Below are 25305 nucleotides of genomic sequence, written 5' to 3'. Positions count from 1 at the left end.
GGCATCTGGTGAGAGTCCCTATGAAAGCAGGTCTGTACCATCCTGATGAGTTCAAGGATAACTGCGGCTTCGGCCTGATCGCCCATATGCAGGGCGAAGCGAGCCATCACCTGTTGCAAACAGCGATTGAAGCTCTGACCTGTATGACCCACCGCGGCGGGATCAACGCCGACGGTAAGACAGGCGATGGCTGCGGTCTGCTGATTCAGAAGCCGGATCTGTTCCTCCGCGCCATGGCCAAGGATCACTTTGGCGCCGAGTTGCCGCAGCAATACGCCGTGGGCATGGTGTTCTTCAATCAGGATGCCGGCAAAGCCGAGGTCGCTCGCGAGAATATGAATCGCGAAATCCTCGCTGCCGGTCTGCAACTGGTCGGCTGGCGCAAGGTGCCGGTGGACACCAGCGTGCTCGGGCGCTTGGCCCTGGAGCGCTTGCCGCAGATCGAGCAGGTATTCGTCGGTGGCGAAGGCCTCAGCGATCAGGACTTCGCGATCAAGCTATTCAGCGCGAGGCGCCGCTCCTCGGTGGCCAATGCGGCCGATACCGATCATTACATCTGCAGCTTCTCGCCCAAGACCATCATCTATAAAGGCCTGATGATGCCGGCCGACCTGCAGCAGTTCTACCCAGACCTGGGTGACGAGCGCCTGCAGACCGCCATTTGCGTGTTCCACCAGCGCTTCTCCACCAACACCCTGCCGAAATGGCCGCTGGCGCAGCCATTCCGCTTCCTCGCCCACAACGGCGAGATCAACACCATCACCGGCAACCGCAACTGGGCGCAGGCCCGTCGCACCAAGTTCGCCAATGAGCTGATCCCCGATCTGGACGAGCTGGGTCCGCTGGTCAACCGTGTCGGCTCCGACTCGTCGAGCATGGACAACATGCTCGAGCTGATGGTCACCGGCGGCATCGACCTGTTCCGCGGCGTGCGCATGATCATCCCGCCGGCCTGGCAGAATGTCGAAACCATGGACGCCGACCTGCGCGCCTTCTACGAGTACAACTCCATGCACATGGAGCCGTGGGACGGCCCGGCCGGCGTGGTGTTGACCGACGGCCGCTACGCTGTTTGCCTGCTCGATCGCAACGGCCTGCGTCCGGCGCGCTGGGTGACCACCAAGAACGGCTACATCACCCTGGCATCGGAAATCGGCGTGTGGGACTACCAGCCGGAAGACGTGCTCGCCAAGGGGCGGGTCGGCCCTGGGCAGATTCTCGCGGTGGATACCGAAACCGGTCAGGTGCTCAACACCGACGACATCGACAATCGCCTCAAGTCGCGCCACCCGTACAAGCAGTGGCTGCGGCAGAACGCGGTGCGCATTCAGGCGACCCTGGCCGACGATCAGGGTGTGGCCAGCTACGATGCCGACCAGCTCAAACAGTACATGAAGATGTTCCAGGTCACCTTCGAGGAGCGTGACCAGGTGCTGCGCCCGCTGGCCGAGCAGGGTCAGGAAGCGGTCGGCTCGATGGGCGACGACACGCCGATGGCCGTGCTGTCCAAGCGCATCCGCTCCCCCTATGACTACTTCCGCCAGCAGTTCGCTCAGGTCACCAACCCGCCGATCGACCCGCTGCGGGAAGCGATCGTCATGTCCCTGGAGATCTGCCTGGGGGCCGAGCGCAACATTTTCACCGAGTCGTCCGATCACGCCACCCGCGTCATCCTTAGCTCGCCAGTGATCTCGCCGGCCAAATGGCGGGCGCTGATGACTCTGGATCGTCCGGGCTTCGAGCGTCATGTCATAGACCTCAACTATGACGAGAGCCTCGGCCTGCAAGCCGCCGTGCGCAACATGGCCGATCAAGCCGAAGAAGCGGTGCGCGCCGGCAAGAGCCAACTGGTGCTGACCGACCGGCACATCGCCCCCGGCAAGCTGCCGGCCCACGCTTCGCTGGTCGTCGGCGCGGTGCACCACCGCCTGACCGAAAAAGGCCTGCGCTGTGACTGCAACATCCTGGTCGAGACCGCCACCGCCCGCGACCCGCACCACTATGCCGTGCTGCTCGGTTTCGGCGCCTCGGCGGTGTACCCGTTCCTCGCCTACGAGGTGCTGGCCGACCTGATCCGCACCGGTGAAGTGCTCGGCGATCTGGACGAGGTGTTCAAGTATTACCGCAAGGGTATCTCCAAGGGCCTGCTGAAGATCCTCTCGAAGATGGGCATCTCCACCGTCGCCTCCTACCGCGGCGCCCAGCTGTTCGAAGCTGTCGGCCTGTCCGAGGAAGTGGTCGGCCTGAGCTTCCGTGGCGTCGCCAGCCGCCTCAAGGGCGCGCGTTTCGTCGACCTCGAGAGCGAGCAAAAACTGCTGGCCGCCGAAGCCTGGAACAATCGCAAGCCGATCCAGCAGGGCGGCCTGCTCAAGTTCGTCTACGGTGGCGAGTACCACGCCTACAACCCGGACGTGGTCAACACCCTGCAGGCCGCCGTGCAGCAGGGCAGCTACGAGAAGTACAAGGAATACGCCGCGCTGGTCGATACCCGTCCGGTATCGATGCTGCGCGACCTGCTGCAGGTCAAACTGGCTGACCAATCGCTCAGCCTTGACGAAGTCGAGCCGCTGCAGTCGATCTTCAAGCGTTTCGACGCCGCGGGTATTTCCCTTGGCGCGTTGTCGCCGGAAGCCCACGAAGCCATCGCCGAGGCGATGAACCGCATCGGTGGTCGTTCCAACTCCGGTGAGGGCGGCGAAGACCCGGCGCGTTACGGCACCGTCCGCAGCTCGAAGATCAAGCAGGTGGCCACCGGTCGTTTTGGGGTGACTCCGGAATATCTGGTCAACGCCGAAGTGCTGCAGATCAAGGTGGCCCAGGGCGCCAAACCCGGCGAAGGTGGCCAGCTGCCGGGCGGCAAGGTCAACGGGCTAATCGCTCGTCTGCGCTATGCGGTACCTGGCGTGACCCTGATCTCGCCGCCACCGCACCACGACATTTACTCGATCGAAGACCTGTCGCAGCTGATTTTCGACCTTAAGCAGGTCAACCCGCAGGCGCTGGTTTCGGTCAAGCTGGTCGCGGAAGCCGGCGTCGGCACTATTGCCGCTGGTGTGGCCAAGGCCTATGCCGACCTGATCACCATCTCCGGTTACGACGGCGGCACCGGCGCTTCGCCGCTGAGCTCGATCAAGTACGCCGGCAGCCCGTGGGAACTCGGCCTCGCCGAAACTCACCAGACCCTGCGTGGCAACGACCTGCGCGGCAAGGTGCGGGTGCAGACCGACGGCGGGCTGAAGACCGGTCTCGACGTGATCAAGGCGGCCATACTCGGCGCCGAGAGCTTCGGTTTCGGTACCGGCCCGATGGTTGCCCTGGGCTGCAAGTACCTGCGCATCTGCCACCTGAACAACTGCGCCACCGGCGTCGCCACCCAGAACGATAAATTGCGTAAGGACCATTTCATCGGCACCGTCGACATGGTGGTGAACTACTTCACCTACGTGGCCGAAGATACCCGTGAGTGGCTGGCCAAACTGGGCGTGCGCAGCCTCGGCGAGCTGATCGGGCGTACCGATCTGCTGGAAATGCTCCCCGGCGAGACGGAAAAACAGAACCATCTGGATCTGACTCCGCTGCTCGGCAGTGACCACATCCCGGCCGACAAGCCGCAGTTCTGCGAGGTCGACCGCAACCCGCCGTTCGACCAGGGCCTGCTGGCCGAGAAGATGGTCGAACTGGCCAAGGGTGCCATCGTCGCCAAGAGCGGCGGCGAGTTCGCCCTGGACATCTGCAACTGTGACCGTTCCATCGGCGCGCGGATTTCCGGCGAGATCGCCCGTGCCCACGGCAACCAGGGCATGGCCAAGGCGCCGCTGACCTTCCGCTTCACCGGCACGGCCGGGCAGAGCTTCGGCGTGTGGAACGCCGGCGGCCTGAACCTGTACCTGGAAGGTGACGCCAACGACTACGTCGGCAAGGGCATGACCGGCGGCAAGCTGGTGATCACCCCGCCCAAGGGCAGCCCGTTCAAGACCCAGGACTCGGCCATCATCGGCAACACCTGCCTGTACGGCGCCACCGGCGGCAAGCTGTTCGCCGCCGGTACCGCCGGCGAGCGCTTCGCCGTGCGCAACTCCGGGGCGCATACTGTGGTGGAAGGCACTGGCGACCACTGCTGTGAATACATGACCGGCGGTTTCGTCTGCGTGCTGGGCAAGACCGGCTACAACTTCGGCTCGGGCATGACCGGCGGCTTCGCCTATGTGCTCGACCTGGACAACAGCTTCTACGACCGGGTCAACCACGAGCTGGTGGAGATCCAGCGGATCAACAGCGAAGCCATGGAGGCTTACCGTAGCCACCTGCAAGGTGTGTTGGCCGAATATGTGCAAGAAACCGGCAGTGAGTGGGGACGCAACCTCCTGGACAACCTGGACGACTACCTGCGCAAGTTCTGGTTGGTCAAGCCGAAGGCCGCCAACCTGGCCTCGCTGCTCTCCAGTACCCGTGCCAACCCACAATAATCGCGCCTGAAGTAGTTTGATGAGGTTTTGAAATGACTGAACGTCTGAACAACGACTTCCAGTTCATCGAGGTCGGGCGCAAAGATCCGAAGAAGAAACTCCTGCGCCAGCGCAAGAAAGAGTTCGTCGAGATCTATGAGCCGTTCAAGCCGCAGCAGGCGTGTGAGCAAGCGCATCGCTGCCTCGGCTGCGGCAACCCGTACTGCGAGTGGAAGTGCCCGGTGCACAACTTCATTCCGAACTGGCTGAAGCTGGTTTCGGAAGGCAACATCCTGGCTGCCGCCGAGCTGTCGCACCAGACCAACACCCTGCCGGAAGTCTGCGGTCGCGTGTGTCCGCAGGATCGTCTGTGCGAGGGGGCCTGCACCCTCAACGACGGCTTCGGCGCGGTGACCATCGGCTCGGTGGAGAAGTACATCACCGACACCGCCTTCGCCATGGGCTGGCGCCCGGACATGTCCAAGGTCAAGCCGACCGGCAAGCGCGTCGCGGTGATCGGTGCCGGTCCGGCCGGCCTCGGCTGCGCCGACGTGCTGGTGCGCAACGGCGTGACCCCGGTGGTGTTCGACAAGAACCCGGAAATCGGCGGCCTGCTGACCTTCGGCATCCCCGAGTTCAAGCTGGAAAAGACCGTGATGAGCCGTCGTCGCGAAGTCTTTGGTGGCATGGGCATCGAGTTCCGCCTGAACACCGAGATCGGCACTGACGTGAGCATCGAGCAACTGCTCGCCGAATACGACGCCGTGTTCATGGGCATGGGCACCTACACCTACATGAAGGGCGGCTTCCCTGGCGAAGACCTGCCGGGTGTGCACGATGCCCTGGACTTCCTGATCGCCAACGTCAACCGCAACCTCGGTTTCGAGAAGAGCGCGGAAGACTTCGTCGACATGAAGGGCAAGAAAATCGTGGTGCTCGGCGGTGGCGACACCGCCATGGACTGCAACCGCACCTCGATCCGCCAGGGCGCCAAGAGCGTCACCTGCGCCTACCGCCGTGACGCCGAGAACATGCCCGGTTCGCGCAAGGAAGTGAAGAATGCCAAGGAAGAGGGGGTGAAATTCCTCTTCAACCGCCAGCCCATCGCCATCGTCGGCGAGGATAAGGTGGAAGGCGTCAAGGTGGTCGAGACCCGTCTCGGCGAGCCGGACGCCCGTGGCCGTCGCAGCCCCGAGCCGATCCCCGGGTCCGAGGAAATCATCCCGGCCGAAGCCGTGCTGATCGCCTTCGGCTTCCGCCCGAGCCCGGCTGCCTGGTTCGAGCAGCTCAGCATCCAGACCGACAGCCAAGGTCGCGTGGTGGCGCCGGAACAGGGCCAGTTCAAGCACCAGACCAGCAACCCGAAGATCTTCGCCGGTGGCGACATGGTGCGCGGTTCCGACCTGGTGGTGACGGCGATCTTCGAGGGGCGTAACGCCGCCGAAGGCATCCTCGATTACCTGAACGTCTGACCGCTCGGCGCGCGGCATATCGTCGCGACGGACAAAAGGCACGGCACTCGCCGTGCCTTTTGCATTGGGCTTTGCGACAATTGCCCACCTTTTTGTGAGTGGGCGGTGGATTACGCCGCGCTGCGGCTAATCCACCCTACGAAAATGCCCGCACTTTTTTGCTGCCGATTTTGGGAACACTGCCCATGACTGCCTTGAAGAACGACCGCTTCCTCCGCGCCCTGCTCAAGCAACCCGTCGACGTCACCCCTGTATGGATGATGCGTCAGGCCGGTCGCTACCTGCCGGAGTATCGCGCTAGCCGGGCCAAGGCCGGTGACTTCATGCGGCTGATGATGAACCCGCAGTTCGCCTGCGAGGTCACTCTGCAGCCGCTGGACCGCTACCCGCAGCTGGATGCGGCGATCCTGTTCTCCGACATCCTGACCATTCCCCACGCCATGGGCCAGGGCCTGTACTTCGAGACCGGCGAGGGGCCGCGCTTCAAGAAGGTGATCAGCAGCGCCGCCGATATCGCCGCCCTGCCGATTCCCGATCCGGAACAGGATCTCGGTTACGTGATGGACGCGGTGCGCACCATTCGCCGCGAACTGAATGGCCGCGTGCCGCTGATCGGTTTCTCCGGCAGCCCCTGGACCCTGGCCACCTATATGGTCGAAGGCGGTTCGAGCAAGGACTTCCGCAAGTCCAAGGCCATGCTCTACGACAACCCGCAGTCCATGCATGCGCTGCTCGACAAGCTGGCGCAGTCGGTGACCAGCTACCTCAATGGCCAGATCCGCGCCGGCGCGCAAGCGGTGCAGATCTTCGACACCTGGGGCGGCAACCTGTCGGCGGCGGCCTACCAGGAGTTCAGCCTGGCCTACATGAAGCAGATCGTCGCCGGGCTGATCCGCGAGCACGACGGCCGTAAGGTGCCGGTGATCCTGTTCACCAAGAACGGCGGCCTGTGGCTGGAGTCCATTGCCGCCAGCGGCGCCGACGCCCTCGGCCTGGACTGGGGCTGCGAGATCGGCGACGCCCGTCGCCGGGTCGGCGACCAAGTGGCGTTGCAAGGCAACATGGACCCCACCGTGCTGTACGCCCAGCCGGCGGCGATCCGCGCCGAGGTGGCGCGCATCCTCGCCAGTTACGGCCAGGGCAGCGGCCACGTGTTCAACCTCGGCCACGGCATCACCCCGGAAGTCGACCCGGCGCACGCCGGCGCCTTCCTCGAGGCGGTGCACGAATTGTCGGCGCAGTACCATCGCTGAACGAAGCAAAAGGGCCGCATTAGCGGCCCTTTTGCTATGGCGCGCCAGCGTTAGTGAGTCTCGCTGGCCTGAGTGATTTCCCGGTAACGCCGTTGGTATTCCTCGTAGGACAAGCGTTCCCGGTTCAGCTCTTCGATCAGCTGGGCGCGGCTCTTCGGCGCCGCCGGCGTGGCGGGGGCGCTAGCTGAGGCCGCGGGACGGCCAAGGTTGACGCTGTCCGGGGGGAACAGTTGATCGGCCAACTCGTTGAGTTTGCTCTCGGCGTCGATGAACTTATCCAGTCGGCCGCTCCCCGAGCGTGAGTCGTAGACCGCTTGGCCGACTTGCCGCCCCTGCTGATACACGCGCATTTCGGCATAGGCCATATAGAGCGCCAGATCCCATTTCCAGGTGCCGGTATAGGTCGTGCTTAGCGGGCAGGCCGAGGGGCTTGAGCCCGGGCTCAGTTCGGTGACGGCAAAGCCCTTCTGCTGCAAGGCGCTGCGGTAGGTTTGCGTGAAGCCTTCGCGCACCCCGCTGGCGCCGATCATGCAGATTTCCGCTGCGCTGTCGGTGCCGAGTTGGGCTGGGTCGACTTGCTGGTGGATGCTGCAACCGCTTAGGGCGCTGAGCGCCAGCGCGCCGAGGATGAGTCTGGTGGGCATAGTTGATTCCTGGACGATGTGATGCTTATGGGCGGGGGCCTATTGGACATTGGCTAGCTTGCCCTTGAGGGCCACGCCGGCGACGAAGGCGCCCGCATGGCACTCATATTTCTGCGGGTCACGGAATTCGTTGCGCTTGTAGTAGCTGACGATATCCACCACGGCGTTGGCGCCGGTCTTCTTGGCGGCGTCCTGTAGGGTGACCAGGGCCGACTGCAGCACCCAGGCACAGGCTTCCTCGTCGCTCTTGTTGAAGGCGTTGGTCTTCTTGTTGGTGACGGCGTCGTTCAGTGGGGCAACCTTGCCCGGCACCTGCTCGCCGGCCAGGTAGAACTTCACGCTGCCGTCCAGGCGCCCGGCCTGGGTAGCCTGGGCGACGATGGCGTCGAAATCGAGGTGCAAGGTGGTGTCGCGGGCCTGGCTGAGGCCCGGCAGGGCGGCGAGCAGGAGGGCGGAGCTGGTGATCAGGGCTTTGAGTTGCATGGTGTCTTCCTTGATGAGGGTGGATCAGAGTTTGCTTACGGGCTGGCTTTGCAGTTCGCGCAAGATGCTGCTGTTGAGGTTGTTCACCCAGCGGTTGTAGTTGCGATGGATCTTGCCATTCTTATAGTCCAGCCCCCAGCTGCTGCGGTACTGGATGGTGTAGTGATCGGGCCGGTAGGGAATGGTGATTTCCGCATGATGGCGACCGCGCAGGGTGATCTCCGCCAGCACCTGGTTGCTGCTGACCTGCTGCACCTGCCAGCCGCGCTTGCCCAGGGCGCTGACGATCGCGCGCTGGGTGTCGATGGCCGCGCCGGTATGGATGGCGGGCACGTTCTGCTCGACGGTGACGACGGGCTTGCTGGTGCAGCCGGCCAGGATGGTCAAACCGGCTGTCAGCAGCAGGGTACGCAATGGAAGGGACATTCCTAATCTCCTTGATTGGCGGCGGTCAGGCCCAGCGGCGGAAGATCAGCGAGGTGTTGACCCCGCCGAAGGCGAAGTTGTTGTTCATCACGTAGTCGTGGTGCATCTGCCGCACCTCGCCGCGCAGGTAGTCGAGTTCGCCGCAGCGCGGGTCGACTTCGTCGAGGTTGAGGGTGTGGATGTAGGTGTCGCGGTTCATCATCTCGATGCTGAACCAGGACTCCAACGCACCGCAGGCGCCAAGGGTGTGGCCGAGGAAGCTCTTCTGCGAGCTGATCGGCATGCGGCTGCCGAACAGCTCGGCGGTGGCCAGGGTTTCGGCGATGTCGCCCTGCTCGGTAGCGGTGCCGTGGCCGTTGACGTAGCCGATGGAGTCCGGGCTCAGGCCGGCGTCGTCCAGCGCCAGCTGCATGGCGCCGCGCATGGTCAGCTGTTCCGGCTTGGTGATGTGCGCGCCGTCGGCGTTGCTGCCGAAACCGACGATCTCGGCGTGGATGCGCGCGCCGCGTGCCAGCGCATGCTCCAGCTCCTCGAGCACCAGCATGCCGCCGCCCTCGCCGATCACCAGGCCGTCGCGGCCGTTGTCGTAGGGGCGCGGCGTGCTGTGCGGGGCATCGTTCTTCAGGCTGGTGGCGTACAGCGCGTCGAACACCATGGCCTCGGTCGGGCAGAGTTCCTCGGCGCCGCCGGCGAGCATCAGCGGCAGGCGGCCGAACTTGATCGCCTCGTAGGCGTAGCCGATGCCCTGGCTGCCGCTGGTGCAGGCGCTGGAGGTGGGAATCAGGCGGCCGGTGAGGCCGAAGAAGATGCTGATGTTGGCCGCCGTGGTGTGCGGCATCATGCGCACGTAGGAGTTGGCGTTGAGGCCGTCGGCCACCGAGTTCAGCAGCATGTTGCCGAACGTCTTGATCTCGTCGGTGCTACCGGTGGACGAGCCGCAGGCCACGCCCATGCGCCCGTCCTGGATGCATGGGTCGCCGAGCAGGCCGGCGTCCTCCAGGGCACGTTCGGCCGCCGCCACCGCCAGCCGCGAGACGCGGCCCATGCTGCGCAGCTGCTTGCGGGTCCAGTGCTTGGGCACGCCGAAGTCGTCGATCGGCCCGGCCAGGCGGGTGTTCAGTTCGCTGAAGCGATCCCACTCGTCCATGCGGCGGATGCCGCTGCGGTTGGCGCGGAACGCCGCCTCGATGCTCGCCCAGTCGTTGCCGAGCGAAGTGATGCCGGCCATGCCGGTGACGACCACGCGTTTCATCAGCAGAGTCCTCCGTTGACTGCGATGACCTGGCGGGTGATGTAGGCCGCCTCCTCGGACATCAGAAAATTCACCGCGCCGGCCACTTCCTCCGGCGTGCCCAGGCGCTGCGCCGGGATCAGCTTGAGGATCTCCTCGACCGGCACCTGCTCGTCGAGGATATCGGTGTCGATCAGCCCCGGCGCCACGCAGTTGACCGTGATGCGCCGCTTGCCCAGCTCGATGGCCAGCGACTTGGCGGCGCCGATCACGCCGGCCTTGGAGGCGCTGTAGTTGACCTGGCCGCGGTTGCCGATCAGCCCCGACACCGAGGTGATGCAGACGATACGCCCCGGCGCGCGGCGGCGGATCATCGGCATGGTCAGCGGCTGCAGCACGTTGTAGAAACCGTCGAGGTTGGTGCGCAGGACCTGGTCCCAGTCCTCGTCGGTCAGCGCCGGGAAGGCGCCGTCGCGGGTCAGGCCGGCGTTGCACACCACCCCGTAGTAGGCGCCGTGCGCCTCGACGTCGGCTTCCAGGGCGGCGCGGCAGGCGGCGCGGTCGGCGACGTCGAACTGCAGCACGCGGGCGCTCTGGCCGAGCGCCTCGATCTCGGCCTGGACTTTGTCCGCCTCGTCACGGCGGCTGCGGCAGTGCAGCACGATATCGAAGCCGGCGCGCGCCAGACGCAGGGCGATGGCGCGGCCGATGCCGCGGCTGGAGCCGGTTACCAAAATAGAATCGGTCATGCGCGATCTCTTGATGCTGCGGCGGGCGTCTCGCCCGCGCCGGCATGGGCTAGGTGGCCGCGGCTGGAGCCGGTGACCAGGATCGGGTCGGTCATGCGGGGGAGTCCTGAGCGGGTTCTTGCAGATAGCCGTCCGGGTGCGGCGGACGGAATACGTTTAGGCGCGCGGAGGCGGCGATGCCGTCGCCCTCGAGGTGGCATTCGAAGACGCCCATGCCGTTGTCGTCCTGCAGCGAGCGCAGGCCGCGGATGCGCAGCTCGCTGCCGGCCGGGAAGCGCTCGACGTTGCACTCGAACTTGCGCGTGCCGAGCAGGAAGCCGAGTTCCACCGGGCGTTCGGCCAGACGCGCCTGGTAGCCGGCGTAGGCGGCCACGCTCTGCGCCATCAGCTCGAGGCCGACCCAGGCCGGCAGGCTGCCGTCGGCCTGGCTGAACAGGCCGCCGGGGCGCACGCAGAGGCGCGTCTCGACCGCTTCTTCGCTGCAGGTGAGCAGCTCGTCGATGAGGATCATGTCGCCGGCGTGCGGCAGCAGTTCGGCCAGGGGCCAGCGGTTCATGGGAGGTCTCCGAGGATCAGCGACAGGTTGCTGCCGCCGAAGGCGAAGGAATTGCTCATCAGCCGGTGGCCGCTGGACTTGGCCAGGCGGCGGCCGGGCGCGACCAGGTCGAGGTGCGGCAGCGCGGCCTCGGCGACGCCGTCCCAGAGGTGTGGCGGCAGTCGGCGGTCGGCATTGTACGGGCTCAGCGTCAGCCAGCAGAAGGCCGCCTCCAGCACACCGGCGGCGCCCAGGGTGTGGCCGCTGAGCGGCTTGGTCGACGAGCAGGGCACTCCGGCGGGGAACAGCGCGGCGACCGCCAGGCTTTCCATGGCGTCGTTGTGCGCGGTGGCGGTGCCGTGCAGGTTGAGGTAGTCGATCTGCGCCGCACTGATGCCCGCGCTGGCCAGCGCGCGCTGCATCGCCGCCTGGGCGCCGAGGCCCTCGGGCTGCGGCGCGGAGATATGGTGGGCGTCGGAGCTGGCGCCGCCGCCGAGCAGGGCGATCGGCGTGCAGCCGTCATCCGTCGGCTCCCGGGTCATCAGAAACAGCGCCGCCGCCTCGCCGATATTGATGCCGCGGCGGTTGGCGGAGAACGGGTTGCAGCGCTCGGCGGCCACCGCTTCCAGCGCGGAGAAGCCATTCAGGGTCAGCCGGCACAGGCTGTCGACGCCGCCGACCAGCACCGCGTCGCAGAGATCCTGCTGCAGCAGGCGATGGGCACTGAGCAGGGCGCGCGCACTGGAGGTGCAGGCGGTGGACAGACAGTAGCTGGGCCCGCCGAGCTGCAGCCAGCCGCTGAGGAAGGTCGCCGGCGCGCTCATCTCCTGCTGGGCGTAGTGGTAGTCGGCCGGCAGCTGGCCGTCGCGTTGCCAGGCGGCGATGCTCTGGCTGGCCTCGTGGATGCCCGAGGTACTGGTGCCGAGCACCACGCCGACGCGTGCCGCGCCGTAGCGGGCGATGGCGGCGCGGATCGGCGCCTCGATCTGCAGGGCGGCGGCGAGCAGCAACTGGTTGTTGCGGCTGTGCGCGGCTTCCAGGCCGGGCGGCATCGCCGGCAGCGCGGCGCTGACCGCGCCGACGGTCAGCGCGCGCTCGGCGACCCAGCCGGGCTGCGCCTGCATGCCGTGAGCGTCGCCGGCGAATAGCGCATCGGCGACCGCCTGCTTGTCCGCGCCGAGGGCGCAGATCACGCCGAGGACGTTGAGATAACTGGGCATCAGGAGTCGGGTTCCGGGCTGAGCGCGGTGACCCGATAGTGCGGGCCCGCGGCGCGATTCAAGGTGAAGTCCAGCGGCGCACGGTAGCCGATCTGCCAGTCCGGGTTAAGCCGGCGCTGACCATCGGCCGCCACCCACTCGTCCGGCGGATAGATGCGCGCCAGCTGCGCGCTCGGGGTGAGGGCGAACAGCAGCGCGGCGAACAGCTCGCGGGCCTCGGCATTCGGCGGCAGCAGGCCGTCGCTGCGCCACTCGCCGCCGGCCAGCTGCTGGCGGGCCAGCGGCACGCCAAGCGGATCGAACAGCGACCAGCGCAGCGCGCCGGCCTCGTCCTGCACCACCAGCAGCCAGTCCTGGCTCGCCGTACCGTCGTCGCGCTGGATATGCAGCGACAGCGGCAAGGCCAGCGCCGGCGCAGTGCTCGGCAGCGGCGTGCGGGCGGCGCAGGCGGTCAGCAGCAGGCACAGGCCGAGCAACAGCGCGCGGATCACTGCGCCTCCAACGGCTTGCGCGCGGCGACGTTAACCAGGGTCTCGTCGCGCTGGCCGACCGGCTTCGGCCGCATCAGCCCCCAGCGCTCAAGCAGGCCGAAGTCCTTGGCGCGGCTCCACCACAGGTAGGGATAGGAGAGGTTGCGCGCGGCGAACTGGAAGCCCTGCTCGCGCAGCATGGCCAGGTACTCCTCGGCACTCTTCTGCACTTCCATGGGGTGGCGGAACAGCCAGCGGATCACCCAGGTGTCGATGTAGAACTTGGTCGACTCGGCGAACAGCAGCACGCCGCCCGGCTTGAGCACCCGCCAGAACTCGGCCAGCGCGCGCTCCTGCTCGACCAGGTGGTGGAAGGTCTGGTGGCAGAACAGCAGGTCGACGCTGGCGTCGGGCAGACGGATCGCCGCGCAGTCGCTGGCGATCAGCTCGACCTCCAGGCCCAGGCGTTCGGCCTCGGCGCGCGAGCAGGCGAGGCTGTGCGGATCGGCGTCCAGGCCGATCAGCCGCACCGGGGCGAAGGCCTCGTGCAGCAGGCGGAACGAGCGGCCCTGGCCGCAGCCGGCGTCCAGCAGCACTGGCGCGCTCGGCAGCGGGCCATCGAGCAGGCCGCGCAGGTCGTTGATCGCCACGCGCAGCACGTGGTGCTGCCAGACATGGCTCTGCAGGAACCAGAAACCGAAGCCGGTTTCCTCGACGTAGGTGGCGGCGGCGCGGGTCATGTGAAGTCCTTTTCCATGGCTCAGGCGGGCTGGGCGCAGAGTTCGGCGAGTACCCGCAGGCGTCGCTTGGGCTCGGCGACGTAGGGGTTGCGCTCGTCCCAGGCGTAGCCGGCGAGGATCGAGCAGATCATCCGGCGGATATCCGGCGAGGCGTTCTGGTAATAGATCACGTCCTGGAAGGTACCGTCGTACCAACCCTCGACGTAGGCGCGAAACGCATCGACGCCGCGCTTGAGCGGCACGGCGAATTCCGCCTCCCAGTCCACCGCCTCACCGCCGAGCTGACGGTGCAGCAGGCCGGCGGCCATGCTCGCCGAGCGCATGGCGATGGTCACCCCGGAGGAGAACACCGGGTCGAGGAATTCCGCGGCGTTGCCGAGCAGCGCGAAGCCCGGCCCGTGCAGGCGCTTGACGTTGGCCGCGTAGCCGCCGAGGGCGCGCACCGGGGTGTCCCACAGCGCGTTGCCGAGTACCCGCGACAGGCTCGGCGTTTCCGCGACGAACTGCTGCAGACAGGCGTCCAGGTCGCTGCCACGGCCGGCGTAGCGCTGCGCGTCGGCGACCACGCCGAGCGAGCAGCGGCCGTTGCTGAACGGGATGGTCCAGAACCACACGTCGCGCAGGGTCGGATGGGTGGTGACCAGGATCTTCTCGCGGTCGAAGCCGGCGTCCGCGGCGATGCGGTCCTCGACATGGGTGAACAGCGCCTGGCGCACCGGGAAGTCGGACGGCTGGTCGAGGTCGAGCAGGCGCGGCAGCACGCGGCCGTAGCCGCTGCCGTCGAGGACGAAGGTGCACTCGACCTGGTACTCGTGGCCGTCGGCCAGGCGGCGCACGCCGAGGCGCGGGCAGTCGCCGCTGAAGTCGGCGCTGACGATTTCTTCCTCGTAGCGGATTTCCACGCCCTGCAGCGCGGCCTGGTCGGCCAGCAGCTTGTCGAAGTCGGCACGCAGCACCTGGAAGGTCGAGCCCTGGCCGGCGGTGAACTTGTCGCGGAAGTCGAACTCGCTATAGCGCTCGCCCCAGGCGAAAGCCGCACCGTGCTTGGTCTGGAAGCCGGCGGCGCGGACCGCGTCGAGCATGCCCGCCTCCTCGACGAAGTCCAGGCAGTGCGACAGCAGGCTCTCGCCGATGGAGAAGCGCGGGAAGCGCTGGCGTTCCAGCACCAGCACGTCGTGGCCCTGGCGCTTGAGCAGGGCGGCGGCGATGGCGCCGGACGGGCCGGCGCCGATCACCACGACCTGGCGCTGTTCGACTTCAGGAAACTTCATAGCGGCTCCTTGCCTCGGGTTCGGAATGGACGGGGTGGCGCTTGCCGAGCAGGGCCGGCAGCAGGGTGGAGAACAGGCTCATCAGCAGCAGGCCGAAATACACCGGCGCGTCGATCAGCTGCTGTTGCAGCAACAGGTTGAGGAACACCACCTCGGTCAGGCCGCGGATGTTCAGCAGCAGGCTCTCGCGCCACTTCAGGCGCGCCGGCGCCGCCGGTGCGGCCCAGTGCAGGCCGAGCCAGCTGCCGAGCACCTTGCTCAGCACCGGCAGCACCAGCAGCGCGGCGAAGGCGCTCCACGGGTAGTCGCCGGCGAGACCGTGGAAGTCCACGCGCAGCACGCCGCAGGTGAGGATCAGCGGCACCGCCACGCCGTTGAGCAGGCGCTTCCAGTGACGTTCGGGCAGCGGCAGGCGCAGCGGCTGACGCAGCGCGGCCAGGCACAGCAGGTAGCCGATGCCGAACACCAGGGCGTTGAGCTTGAGGCTCTGCAACAGCAGCATCAGGGCGAAGAACGGCAGGCTGTAGACCAGCGGGTGGCGCAGACCGAGGCGGTGCAGCAGCAGCGGCAGGGCGGCGGCGGCCAGCGGGGCGAGCAGGCTGGTCGGCTGGGCGCTGCCCTGGGCCAGGCCGAACAGGCTCCAGCACAGGAAGTCCATGAGGATCGCCGTGTGCAGCAGGCGGCGGGTCGCCACCGGCGGATAGTCGATGCTCTGCAGGAACAGGTAGAGCACCGGGATCGCGGTGATCGAGAACAGCAGGCCGATGCCCAGCGCACTCAGCCAGTCGCGCGGGCCGGGCAGCAGCCAGACGGCGCAGGCGATGCCGGCGAGCAGCGGCACCAGGAAGCTCGGCAGGGCGATCTTCAGGCAGGCGGGACTCAATTCCAGGTCGATCACGTCGCTGAGGATGTAGCCGAGCAGCAGGGCGAAGCACAGGCCGTAGAGCGCCTCGACCCAGGCCGGGGCGAGCAGCGCGCGGGCGTCCAGCTGCCAGTGCGGCTCGACCCAGCCGAGCAGCAGCGCCGGGATCGCCAGGCTGGCGACCAGCAACTGGCCGACGATGGGCAGCAGCCGGCGGCCGCCGAGCGTCGCCACCAGGGTGTACAGCGCCAGGGCGAGCAGCCAGAAACCGAGCACGCTCATGGCGACTCCTCCACAAGGTCGCTGCTGCCGGCCCAGGGCGCGAGCAGGAAGCAGAACAGCAGGCCGAGGCTGATCGCCAGGCCGAAGTTGGCGATCGCCGGGGTCTGGCTGATCAGCAGCAGGCCGAACGACAGCCAGCTGGTCAGCGCCGAGAGCAGCGTGCCGAGCAGGCTGACCGCCGGACCGCCGATGTTCTCGCGCATGAGGATCGCGTAGTCGACGCCGATGGCGGTGATCAGCAGCAGGCCGAACAGGCTGAACAGGGTCAGCGGCTGGCCGAGCCAGCCGAGGCAGGCCAGCGCGGCGAGAGCGGCGAGCAGCGGCAGGCTGACCACGCGCAGCGCGCCGGCGAGGCCGAACGGCAGGGACAGGAGCAGCACGATGGCCACGCAGGAGAGCAGCTTGAGTTCGGCGGCGCTGAACTGGGTGGCGGCAAACAGGCGGTTCAGCTCGCCGAGGCGGTCGACCAGCTGCACGCCGGCGAGACCCTCGGCGGCGGCCTGCAGACGCGCCGCGTCGGCCTGGCCCTGGAAGCTGACCAGTCCGGCCGCGCCGTCGCCATCGCGACCCAGCCAGAGCGGCCGCCAGGGCTCGCCGAGCGGGCCGGCGAGGGCCTGTTCCAGGTCGGGCTGCGGCGCGCCGAGCAGGGCGTCCAGCTCCGCGCGCAGCGCGGCTTCCTGCAGGCCGGCGGCGAGCAGCGGTTGCCAGTGCGCCGGCAGTTGGCGCAGCGCGCCGCGCAGCGCCTCGAGCTGCGAGGCCGGGGCGACCAGCTGGCTGAGCGCGCGGTAGCCGCGCAGCGTGCCGTCGGCGAGCAGCGGGTCGAGGCGCCGGGCCAGGGCGGCCTGGCGTTCCAGCAGCTGCGCCTCGTCGGCGCCGCGCACCAGGAAGAACTGGCTGGTCGGCTGCTGGCCGGTCAGCGCGGCGATGCGCTGTGCCTCGGCCTGCAGACGCGGCTCGCTGCCCAGCCACTGGCGCAGGTCGTTCTGGCTGTGCAGCTGCCACAGGCCGCCGGCACAGAAGGCCAGCAGCAGGGCGAGCAGCGGCCCGCTGCCAGTCTTCGCCAGCAGCCGCACGCGCAGCGCCAGCAGGCGCTGGCAGAAGCGCAGCACGCCGGCCGGCGGCGTCAGGCGCAGGCCGCTGAGCCAGGCCGGCAGCAGGCACACCGAACACAGGTAGGCGCCGATCAGCCCGGCGGCGGAGAACAGGGCGATCTGGGTCAGCGCCGGGAACGGCGTGAAGGCCAGCGCCAGGTAGCCGATCAGGTTGGTGCCGAGGCTCAGGGTCAGTCCCGGCAGGGTGGCGCGCAGGGCGCTCCAGCTGCGCCAGTCGGCGGCGCCCCAGCTCTTGCTCAGGTAGTGCTGCGGGTAGTCGGCGGCGACGCCGATCAGGCTGGCGCCGAGCACCAGGGTCAGCGCGTTGATCTCGCCGAACACCAGCACGCAGGCGGTGGTCCCGGCGAGCAGGGCGACGCCGATCGGCAGCAGGCTGAGTAGCACCCGCGCACGGCGGAACGCCAGCAGCAACAGCAGCAAGGTGCCGAGCGCGGCGCCGCCGCCGATCAGGCTGATTTCGCGGGTGGCCTTGGCCTGCCCGGCGGCGGCGTAGAGCACGCCGCTGGCCGCCAGCAGCTGGCCGCCGGCCTGTTCGACCTGCTGACGCGTCTCGGCCACGTCGGCGGCAATCAGCGGTGGCGCGTGCAGGTCGAAGGCATCGTCGTGGCTGCGGGCGCGCAGCAATGCCCAGGTCATGCCGGGTTCGTCGAGGAGTAGCGCGCCGCTGGCCAGGTCGGCCTGGATGCGGCTGTGCGGGTTGAGCGCCTGTTGCGCGCGGGCACCGAGACCTAGCCAGTCCTGCGCGGTGGGCAACAGGGCGATGCTGCCGAAGGTGTCGAACAGCTGCGCGGCGCGTCGTTCGACGAAGGCGTCCGGTTGTTCGATCAGCTGCGCGCGATCGGCGGCTGGCAACAGCCCCAGGCGGCTGGCGCGCAGTTGGTCGCGTAGCGCCGGCAAGTCGGCATCGAGGCTCCACTGCACCCGCGCGAAGCGCTGCTCGGCCTGCCAGTGCTGGCCAATCTGCTGCACCAGGGCGATCGCCTGGTCGCGCTGCGGATGACCGACCAGCACCAGCAGCTCGCGATTCAGCGGCTCCTGCATGCGCTGCTCGGCCTGCTGTACTCGCGCATCGCCGGCGCCCTGCGGCAGCAGGCTGAGCATACTGGCTTCGACGGGCGCACCGGCGCGCCATTGCCAGGCGGCCAGGGCCAGCAACGCGGCGAGCAGGAACAGGAACAGGCGCGGCAGCAGGCGTTCAGTCGGCAGCAAAATCGGACCGCTCCGTGTCGCTCAATTCAGGGCCGGCCTGGCTCTGCGGCAGGCGCAGCACGCTGCTGTCGCCCTGGGTTTCGCGCAATTCGATGCGCTGCACTAACGCGCCGCCGTCGATCTCGATGGCGCTGAAGATCTGCTTGAGCAGTAGCGAGCGCGGGCTCAGGTGCAGGCGCCAGTTGTCCGCGTCGCCGCTCAGCTGCAGGTCGAAATCGCGTTCCAGGCCACTGCGGTCGCCCTTGAGTACGGCAAGAAACAAGCGGCTCTGTTGCGCGGCGACGTCCTGGCCGGGCTGGGTTTGCCAGCCCTGTGGCGTGCGCTTGGCGATGCCCTGTGCATCGATGCGGTAGTCCTGCTGCAGCGGCGTCTGCAGCTGCCAGAGCAGGCCATGTTCGCGCGACAGGACGAACTGGCCGCGGCTGGTCAGCGGCTGGGGCAGCGCGCGCAGGTGCTTCTCCTGGACGAACGGGCCGCGCACCACCGCCGGTTTGGCCAGCTGCGCGCTGAGCTGGTCGAGGTCGAAGGCCTGGACCAGCGGCGCGGCGAGCAGCAGCGCGACGGTGAGCAGGCGCTTCATGCCAGCGCCCGTTCCACGGCCTCGACGAACACCTTGGGCGAGGCCAGCAGCATCTCGCGGCTGGCGATTTCCACCGCGACCTGCACGGTGCTGGCGCGGGTCATGCGTTCACCGCTGCTGGCGTCGCTGATCAGGTAGTTGATCTTCAGGCGGTTCTCCCACTCGACCAGGTCGGCGCGCACGCGCAGGCGCTGGCCGAAGGTCGCGCCGCGGATGTAGCGCAGCTGCAGATCGATGATCGGCCAGGCGTAGCCGGCCTCGCGCATTTGCCTGTAGTTGTGGCCGAGCTTGTCCAGCAGGGCGCAGCGGGCGACCTCCAGGTACTTGACGTAATGCCCGTGCCAGACCACTTCCATCATGTCGACGTCGAAGAACGGTACCTGCACTTCGACCTCGGCCTGCAGCACGCCCTGACTACGCATAGAGCCTCCAGTGCTGGGCGCGGATGCGGGTCAGGCACAGGCGCAGCTCGCCTTCCAGGGCGCGGTCTTCGATCACCGGCGGGAATTCGGCGGACAGCTGGGCATGCATTGCTGCCAGCGGCGCCGGCAGGCTGCGCGCCGCGTCGCGCTGGCGCAGCCAGACGCCCTGGTTGGCGGCCAGCAGGGTGGCGGCGGCGACCTGTTCGGCCAGCTCCAGGCTGCGCAACGCGTCACGCGCGGCGATGGTGCCCATGCTCACCTTGTCCTGGTTGTGGCATTCGGTGGAGCGCGAGAACACGCTGGCCGGCATGCTGTTCTTCAGCGCTTCGGCGGTCCAGGCGCTGGCGCCGATCTGCACTGCCTTGAAGCCGTGGTTGATCATCGCCGTCTCGGCCGGCGCGCCGGACAGGTTGCTCGGCAGGCCGTGGTTGTAGCGCACGTCGACCAGCAGGGCGAGCTGCCGGTCGAGCAGGTCGGCGAGGTTGCCGATCAGGTTCTTCAGACTGTCCATGGCGAAGGCGATATGCCCGCCGTAGAAGTGCCCGCCGTGCAGCACGCGGCCTGCGTCCGGGTCGATCAGCGGGTTGTCGTTGGCGCTGTTCAGCTCGATCTCGATGAACTGGCGGAGCAGGCCCAGGCTGTCGGCCAGCACACCGAGCACGTGCGGCGCGCAGCGCAGCGAGTAGCGGTCCTGCAGGCGGTGCAGCGGCGGCGTCGGGCCGTCGATGGCGAGGTCCTGGCGCAGCCAGGCGGCGACCTGCATCTGCCCCGGGTGCGGCTTGGCGGCGAACAGCCGTTCGTCGAAGTGCTCCGGGTTGCCGGCCAGCGCCACCACGTTGAACGCGGTGATGCGCGTGGCCAGCTGCAGCAGGTAGTCGGCGCGGCTGTAGGCCTGGCAGGCCAGCGCGGTCATCACCGCGGTGCCGTTCATCAGCGCCAGGGCTTCCTTGGGTCGCAGGCACAGCGGCGCCCAGCCGAGCGCGGCATGCACCTCGGCCGCCGTGCGCCGCTCGCCGCGATACAGCACTTCGCGTTCGCCGCTGAGGGTGGCGGCGACGTAGGACAGCGGGGTCAGGTCGCCGCTGGCGCCGACCGAGCCTTCCTCGGGGATCAGCGGCAGCACGTCGTGGTCGAGAAACGCCTGCAGGCGTTCGAGCAGCTCCACGCGCACCCCGGAGACGCCCTGGCACAGCGACTGCAGCCGCGCGGCGAGCACCGCGCGGGTGCTCGCCTCGTCGAGCAGCTTGCCCAGCCCGCAGCCGTGGAAGGTGAACAGGTGGCGCGGCAGCGCCTCGACCTGGTGCAGCGGCACGCTGACCACGCAGGAGTCGCCGTAGCCGGTGGTCACCCCGTAGATGCTGCCTTCGCGATCGAGCAGGCCGTCGAGGAACTGCGCGCCGCGGGCGATCCGCGCGCGGTAGGCGGCGTCGGCCTGCAGGCAGGCGCGGGCGCGGCGCTGGCTGAGGGCGACGACGTTTTCGATGCTGAGCGGGCGCTCACCAAAAATGACGGGTTCAGGCTGCTGTGTCGTCATGCTCGTTCCAGAACGGGTAGAAGTTGAACCATTGCCGCGGCGCCAGCAGGCACAGCTGGCCGAGACGTTCGGCGTAGCGCTGCACCCAGGCGCGGATCACCGCGTCGCGCTCGCCGCGTTTCCACTGCACGCGCTCGGCGAAGGGCTCGAGGTACACGCGGTAGCGGCCGTCCTGCTTCACGCAGGTCATCAGGTTGAGCGGGCAGTGCAGCAGGCCGGCGAGCAGCCAGGGGCCCTGGGGGAATGCCGCCGGGCGGCCGAGGAAGTCGACCGTGACGTTGCGCCCGCCATGCAGCGGCACGCGGTCGCCGGCGATCGCCAGCCACTCGCCGCGTTCCAGGCGCTCGGAGAGCTGCAGCATGATCGCCGGGTCCAGCTCGCTGACCTGGATCAGACGCAGGTGGCTGGCGCCGGCCTCGCCCAGCAGGCGGTTGAACTGTTCGGCATGCTTGGTGTGTACCAGCACGTTCATCTGCACCTTCTCGCCGAGCTCGGCCAGGGCGCGGCAGACCTCGAGGTTGCCGAGGTGGGCGCCGACCAGCAGCTGGCCGCGCGCGCCGCGCAGCTGGCCGCGCAGGTCGTGGGGATCGATCAGCTCGATCTGCGCGGGGTCGAGGCGGCCGCTCCAGATGTCCAGCTTGTCGAGCAGCGCCTCGGCGAAGGCGAGGAACTGGGCGAACACCGAGCCCGTGCGCGGGCCCAGTTCGGCGCGCCCGCTCCAGGCGGCGAGGCGCTGCTGGTAGGCGTGAATGCTGCGCCGCGCCTTGCCGCCGAACAGGAAGAAGTAGCCGACGATCAGGTACAGCAGCGGCGCCAGGGCGCGGCGCCCGAGGCGGCGGGCGGCGCCGGCGGTGAATTTCATCAGCAGGAAGCTGCCGCGCTCGCGCTGGCTGGCCCAGTGTTGCGCGCTCATGCCCGCCACCGGCGCCAGAGAATCAGCGGCAGGCGCGCGAGCATGGCGAAGAACAGCTTGGCGTGCATCTTCGCGATCAGCGCGTTGTCGTGCCACAGGCGAAAGTGCGAGAGGCCGTCGAGCGGGTAGTGCACGCGGGTCGGCAGCCAGTGCATCGGCTGGTTGCGCCAGGCCATGCGCACCAGGAACTCGGGGTCGAAATCCATGCGCCGGCCGAGGCGCGCCGAGTCGAGCAGCGCCACGCTGGCGGCCAGCGGGTAGACGCGGAAGCCGCACATGCCGTCGCGGATCGACAGCGACAGGCTGTTGATCCACACCCACACATGCGTCAGGTAGCGCGCGTAGAGGCGGCTCTTCGGCACGCTGGCGTCGTACTGCGGGTAGCCGCAGATCAGCGCCTGCGGTTGCTGCTGCGACAGGTTGAGGAAGCGCGCGACGTCGCCGAGATCGTGCTGGCCGTCGGCGTCGACCTGCAGCGCATGGCTGAAACCCAGGCGCTGCGCCTCGCGCAGGCCGGCCATCACCGCGCCGCCCTTGCCCTGGTTGCGCGGCAGGCGGACGAGGAAGGTGTCCGTCGTGCCAGCCAGGCGATCCATCACCGCGGCACAGTCGGCGCTGGAGGCGTCATCGACCAGTACGCAGGGCAAGCCAGCGTCGCGCAGCACGGCGACCACGGCCGGCAGTGCGTGTTCGTGGTTGTACACGGGGATCACGGCGCAGGGGTTATGCATGGCCAACCCCTGCATCGGCAATGTCACGGCCCATCGCCGTGTTGTTGGGTATCGCTGCGCTCAACACCAACCTACGGAGGCTCACGGCGGTACGCTCCTCGTAGGATGGGTGGAGCACCGCGATACCCATCACTGCGCAGCTCCGAGCAGGATGCGTCCCGAGGAGCAGGCCGCCGCGCCGTTGCGGAAGGCGAAGTACAGCTTGCCGCGCGTGCTGTCGAAACGCAGCGCCAGCTGCAGGCGGTCGCCGGGGCGCACCAGTTGCTGGAACTTGAGCACTTCCATGCCGGCGAAGCGCGGCGGCAGGTCGGCGATCAGCCGCCGCGCCAGCTGTTGCGCCCAGTCGATCTGCACCACGCCAGGCAGCACCGGCACCGTCGGGAAATGCCCGGAGAAGTGTGCGAGATCGAGTGGCACCACCAGTTCCAGTTGCCATTCGCCATCCTGCTCGACGGCACTCAGCGGTTCGACCTGGGTCGGTCGTGGCGCGGCGAGCAGCGCCTCGACCTGGGCCTGGGCCAGCTTGCCCTGGCTGCTATAGGGCAGCTGCTCGAGCAGGCGCCAGCGGCGCGGCAGGGCGATGGCTTCGCAATGCCCGGCCAGGTGGCGGCGCAGGCCGTTGGTCAGGGCGCGGCGGCCCTGGTTGCGCAGCGCGTGCAGGCCGGCCGGACTCAGCACGACCAGCGCACCGAGGAAGGCGCGGCCCTCCTGCAGCACGCCGAGGCGCGCATCGATGATCCAAGGATGCAGCAGCAGCGCCTGTTCCAGCGCCGGCAGCGAGATGCGTTTCTCTTCCAGCTTGACGATGCGGTCGAGGCGGCCGCGCAGACGGAAGCGCCCATCGGCGGCGAACTCGGCGGCGTCGGCGGTCTGCTCGACCTGTCCGGCCGGCAGGTAGGGCGAAGCGACCCGCAACGCGCCGTCGTCATTCAGTGTCAGCTGCACCGCGGCGAACGGCGTCCACAGTTCGCCACCCTGGCGCCAGGCGATGCCGCCGGTTTCCGAGCTGCCATAAATCTCCGTCGGCGCTTGGCCGAGGCGTTCGTCGAGCGCCTGCGCCGCCTCGGTCGGCAACGGACCGCCGGAGGAGAACACCCGACGCACCGCGCGCAGCGCCGGCCAGTCGAGGTTGTCGCCCATGCGTTTCAACAGTGCCGGGCTGGCGACCCAGGCGAAGCCAGGGGCGCTGGAAGCTGCTGCGCTTACTGAGGCGGCGTTAGAAACCGGCTCGGCCTGCTCATTTACCGCCTGTAAACTCCGCGGCCTCGCCGGTTCCTGCCTTGCCTCAGCTGCGCTCGCGACGCTTCCCGCATCCCTGGCGATTGCCAGGCTGACCCGCTGCAGGTCCTCGGGAAACGGCTGGGCCTGGCGCACGAAGCGGCGGCCGGCGCACAGCGGCCAGAGCACGCGGAACAGCAGGCCGTAGATGTGCTGCGCGGCGACGCTGCCGACGATGGTGGCGTCGCCCAGCTCGGCGCCCCACAGGCGTTCCAGCGCTTCGACCTCGTTGGCCAGCTGGCGCAGGGTCTTGGCGATCGGCTTGGGGGCACCGCTGGAGCCGGACGTGCACAGGGTCAGCTGGCAGCTGTCGAGGTCGAGCGCGGCCGGCTCCAGCGGCGCGAGGCTGGCGTCGAGCTCCAGACGGTCCAGCCACAGGTCGACCTGTGTACTCAGGCGCTCGCGCATCTGCGCCTGGCCATCGGCCGGCAGCAGCACGGCGACGCCGGCGCGCCAGGCGCCGAGCAGGGCCACGGCCAGCTCGCCGGCGTCTTCCAGGTGCAGGGCCAAGCGCCGGACGCCGGCGGCCTGCAACTGCGCGGCGAAGCGCAGCGCGGCGGCGCACAGCGCGGCGTGGTCGAGCTCCTCGCAGGCCGGGCGGTGGGTGGTGGCGAACAGCAGGCGCTCGGCGCCGATCCAGCTCACGCGAACCTCCGCACGCGCTGGCGCACCAGCCACTCGCCGGCGAACAGCAAGCCCATCAGCCCATAGGCAATCAGGCCGTTGTACAGCGTCCACCAGGCCAGCGGCGCCCACAGGGTGAGGGCGGCGGCGATCAGGCCGTTGACCAGGAAGAACAGGCTCCAGACCACCGTGACCTGGCGCGTGTAGCGCACCGCCACGGCCGGCAGCTCGGGCTCGCGCAGGCGCGCCAGACGCTCGACCAGCGGCATGCCGGAACGCAGGCTGAGGCCGAACACCGTCAGCAGCAGGGCGCTCATCAGCACCGGATACCAGCGCAACAGCCCCGGCTCGCCGGCCACGCCGAGCAGCAGACAGAAGCCCAGTGCGGCCAGCGCCATCCAGCGGTTGCCGGGGCCGCGGGCGAACAGGCGCGCCAGCCACAGGCCGCCGAGCAGCAGGGCGAGCAGGCGCGGCGGCAGCTGGTGGTCGAGGCCGTAGTGCACGACGAACGGGTAGGCCAGGCCGGCCACGACCAGCAGCAGGCCGAGCAGGCGGCTCATAGGCCTTCCGCGGACACCAGGCGGAACACCGCCTCGACCACGTCATGGACGGTGCGCACCGACTTGAAGTCCTCGGCGGCGATCTTCTTGCCGGTCTGGCGCTTGATGTGGTCGATCAGGTCGACCGCGTCGATGCTGTCGATTTCCAGGTCCTGGTAGAGGTTGGCCTCCAGGGTGATCTGCGCCGGGTCCAGCTCGAACAGCTCGACCAGGGTGTCGCGCAGGCTGGCAAAGATTTCGTCACGGTTCTGCATGGGGC

At 68.3% G+C, this 25305-nt stretch carries 23 protein-coding genes; 3 read left to right on the top strand and 20 right to left on the bottom strand.

Features of this window, described 5'->3' with window-relative positions; translation table 11 throughout:
* The first annotated feature begins 20 nt into the window (after window positions 1-20).
* The 3 genes from gltB to hemE all read left to right on the top strand — a co-directional run bounded on the left by gltB (window position 21) and on the right by hemE (window position 7170).
* Window positions 21-4466 carry a glutamate synthase large subunit gene (gene gltB / locus D3880_RS20465; protein ID WP_119895254.1) on the top strand — a complete coding sequence of 1482 codons (4446 nt, stop codon included), beginning with the start codon at window positions 21-23 and terminating at the stop codon, window positions 4464-4466.
* Window positions 4467-4498: 32 nt separating this feature from the next.
* Entirely contained in the window at window positions 4499-5917 is a 1419-nt protein-coding gene (locus D3880_RS20460; RefSeq protein ID WP_119895253.1) for an FAD-dependent oxidoreductase, read from the top strand.
* A gap of 185 nt (window positions 5918-6102) precedes the next feature.
* Complete coding sequence (gene hemE / locus D3880_RS20455; protein ID WP_119895252.1) at window positions 6103-7170, top strand: uroporphyrinogen decarboxylase; 1068 nt, start codon at window positions 6103-6105, stop codon at window positions 7168-7170.
* A gap of 50 nt (window positions 7171-7220) precedes the next feature.
* On the opposite strand, the gene D3880_RS20450 is transcribed toward hemE, so the two are convergent.
* The 20 genes from D3880_RS20450 to D3880_RS20355 all read right to left on the bottom strand — a co-directional run bounded on the left by D3880_RS20450 (window position 7221) and on the right by D3880_RS20355 (window position 25300).
* Window positions 7221-7814, bottom strand: a complete 594-nt coding sequence (locus tag D3880_RS20450; RefSeq protein ID WP_119895251.1) for an Sbal_3080 family lipoprotein — start codon at window positions 7812-7814, stop codon at window positions 7221-7223.
* Window positions 7815-7853: 39 nt separating this feature from the next.
* A complete protein-coding gene (locus tag D3880_RS20445; protein WP_119895250.1) occupies window positions 7854-8297 on the bottom strand; it encodes an excinuclease in 444 nt (147 codons plus the stop codon).
* 24 nt (window positions 8298-8321) lie between these two features.
* Complete coding sequence (locus D3880_RS20440; protein WP_119895249.1) at window positions 8322-8723, bottom strand: hypothetical protein; 402 nt, start codon at window positions 8721-8723, stop codon at window positions 8322-8324.
* Between the two features lie 25 nt (window positions 8724-8748).
* Complete coding sequence (locus tag D3880_RS20435) at window positions 8749-9975, bottom strand: beta-ketoacyl-ACP synthase (protein WP_119895248.1); 1227 nt, start codon at window positions 9973-9975, stop codon at window positions 8749-8751.
* Window positions 9975-10703 (bottom strand): 3-oxoacyl-ACP reductase FabG, encoded by a 729-nt coding sequence (gene fabG, locus D3880_RS20430; RefSeq protein WP_119895247.1) that lies wholly within the window; start codon window positions 10701-10703, stop codon window positions 9975-9977. The genes D3880_RS20435 and fabG overlap by 1 nt, the downstream gene beginning before the upstream one ends.
* A gap of 91 nt (window positions 10704-10794) precedes the next feature.
* On the bottom strand, window positions 10795-11259 hold the full coding sequence (locus D3880_RS20425) for a hotdog family protein (protein WP_119895246.1): 465 nt from the start codon (window positions 11257-11259) through the stop codon (window positions 10795-10797).
* Entirely contained in the window at window positions 11256-12458 is a 1203-nt protein-coding gene (locus D3880_RS20420) for a beta-ketoacyl-[acyl-carrier-protein] synthase family protein (RefSeq protein ID WP_119895245.1), read from the bottom strand. Before D3880_RS20420 ends, D3880_RS20425 begins: the two co-directional genes overlap by 4 nt.
* Window positions 12458-12949 (bottom strand): DUF3261 domain-containing protein, encoded by a 492-nt coding sequence (locus tag D3880_RS20415; RefSeq protein ID WP_119895244.1) that lies wholly within the window; start codon window positions 12947-12949, stop codon window positions 12458-12460. The genes D3880_RS20420 and D3880_RS20415 overlap by 1 nt, the downstream gene beginning before the upstream one ends.
* Complete coding sequence (locus tag D3880_RS20410; RefSeq protein ID WP_119895243.1) at window positions 12946-13668, bottom strand: class I SAM-dependent methyltransferase; 723 nt, start codon at window positions 13666-13668, stop codon at window positions 12946-12948. Before D3880_RS20410 ends, D3880_RS20415 begins: the two co-directional genes overlap by 4 nt.
* Window positions 13669-13688: 20 nt before the next feature.
* On the bottom strand, window positions 13689-14939 hold the full coding sequence (locus D3880_RS20405; protein ID WP_119895242.1) for an NAD(P)/FAD-dependent oxidoreductase: 1251 nt from the start codon (window positions 14937-14939) through the stop codon (window positions 13689-13691).
* Entirely contained in the window at window positions 14926-16083 is a 1158-nt protein-coding gene (locus D3880_RS20400) for a cation:proton antiporter (RefSeq protein ID WP_119895241.1), read from the bottom strand. Before D3880_RS20400 ends, D3880_RS20405 begins: the two co-directional genes overlap by 14 nt.
* Complete coding sequence (locus D3880_RS20395; protein ID WP_119895797.1) at window positions 16080-18401, bottom strand: MMPL family transporter; 2322 nt, start codon at window positions 18399-18401, stop codon at window positions 16080-16082. The genes D3880_RS20400 and D3880_RS20395 overlap by 4 nt, the downstream gene beginning before the upstream one ends.
* On the bottom strand, window positions 18391-18984 hold the full coding sequence (locus tag D3880_RS20390; RefSeq protein ID WP_119895240.1) for an outer membrane lipoprotein carrier protein LolA: 594 nt from the start codon (window positions 18982-18984) through the stop codon (window positions 18391-18393). The genes D3880_RS20395 and D3880_RS20390 overlap by 11 nt, the downstream gene beginning before the upstream one ends.
* Window positions 18981-19406, bottom strand: a complete 426-nt coding sequence (locus D3880_RS20385; RefSeq protein WP_119895239.1) for an acyl-CoA thioesterase — start codon at window positions 19404-19406, stop codon at window positions 18981-18983. The genes D3880_RS20390 and D3880_RS20385 overlap by 4 nt, the downstream gene beginning before the upstream one ends.
* On the bottom strand, window positions 19399-20940 hold the full coding sequence (locus tag D3880_RS20380; protein WP_119895238.1) for an HAL/PAL/TAL family ammonia-lyase: 1542 nt from the start codon (window positions 20938-20940) through the stop codon (window positions 19399-19401). Before D3880_RS20380 ends, D3880_RS20385 begins: the two co-directional genes overlap by 8 nt.
* Complete coding sequence (locus D3880_RS20375; protein ID WP_119895237.1) at window positions 20921-21853, bottom strand: LpxL/LpxP family acyltransferase; 933 nt, start codon at window positions 21851-21853, stop codon at window positions 20921-20923. Before D3880_RS20375 ends, D3880_RS20380 begins: the two co-directional genes overlap by 20 nt.
* Window positions 21850-22584: a glycosyltransferase family 2 protein gene (locus D3880_RS20370; RefSeq protein WP_119895236.1), complete on the bottom strand. Its 735-nt coding sequence runs from the start codon at window positions 22582-22584 to the stop codon at window positions 21850-21852. The genes D3880_RS20375 and D3880_RS20370 overlap by 4 nt, the downstream gene beginning before the upstream one ends.
* A 129-nt stretch (window positions 22585-22713) precedes the next feature.
* Entirely contained in the window at window positions 22714-24507 is a 1794-nt protein-coding gene (locus D3880_RS20365; protein WP_420800841.1) for an ApeI family dehydratase, read from the bottom strand.
* On the bottom strand, window positions 24504-25046 hold the full coding sequence (locus D3880_RS20360; protein ID WP_119895235.1) for a COG4648 family protein: 543 nt from the start codon (window positions 25044-25046) through the stop codon (window positions 24504-24506). Before D3880_RS20360 ends, D3880_RS20365 begins: the two co-directional genes overlap by 4 nt.
* Window positions 25043-25300: an acyl carrier protein gene (locus D3880_RS20355; RefSeq protein ID WP_119895234.1), complete on the bottom strand. Its 258-nt coding sequence runs from the start codon at window positions 25298-25300 to the stop codon at window positions 25043-25045. The genes D3880_RS20360 and D3880_RS20355 overlap by 4 nt, the downstream gene beginning before the upstream one ends.
* Window positions 25301-25305: the final 5 nt, after the last annotated feature.

Source organism: Pseudomonas cavernae (genome assembly GCF_003595175.1).
Lineage (GTDB): Bacteria > Pseudomonadota > Gammaproteobacteria > Pseudomonadales > Pseudomonadaceae > Aquipseudomonas > Aquipseudomonas cavernae.
The sequence above is the reverse complement of the archived record's forward strand: the minus strand, read 5'-3'. Positions and strand labels throughout refer to the sequence as shown.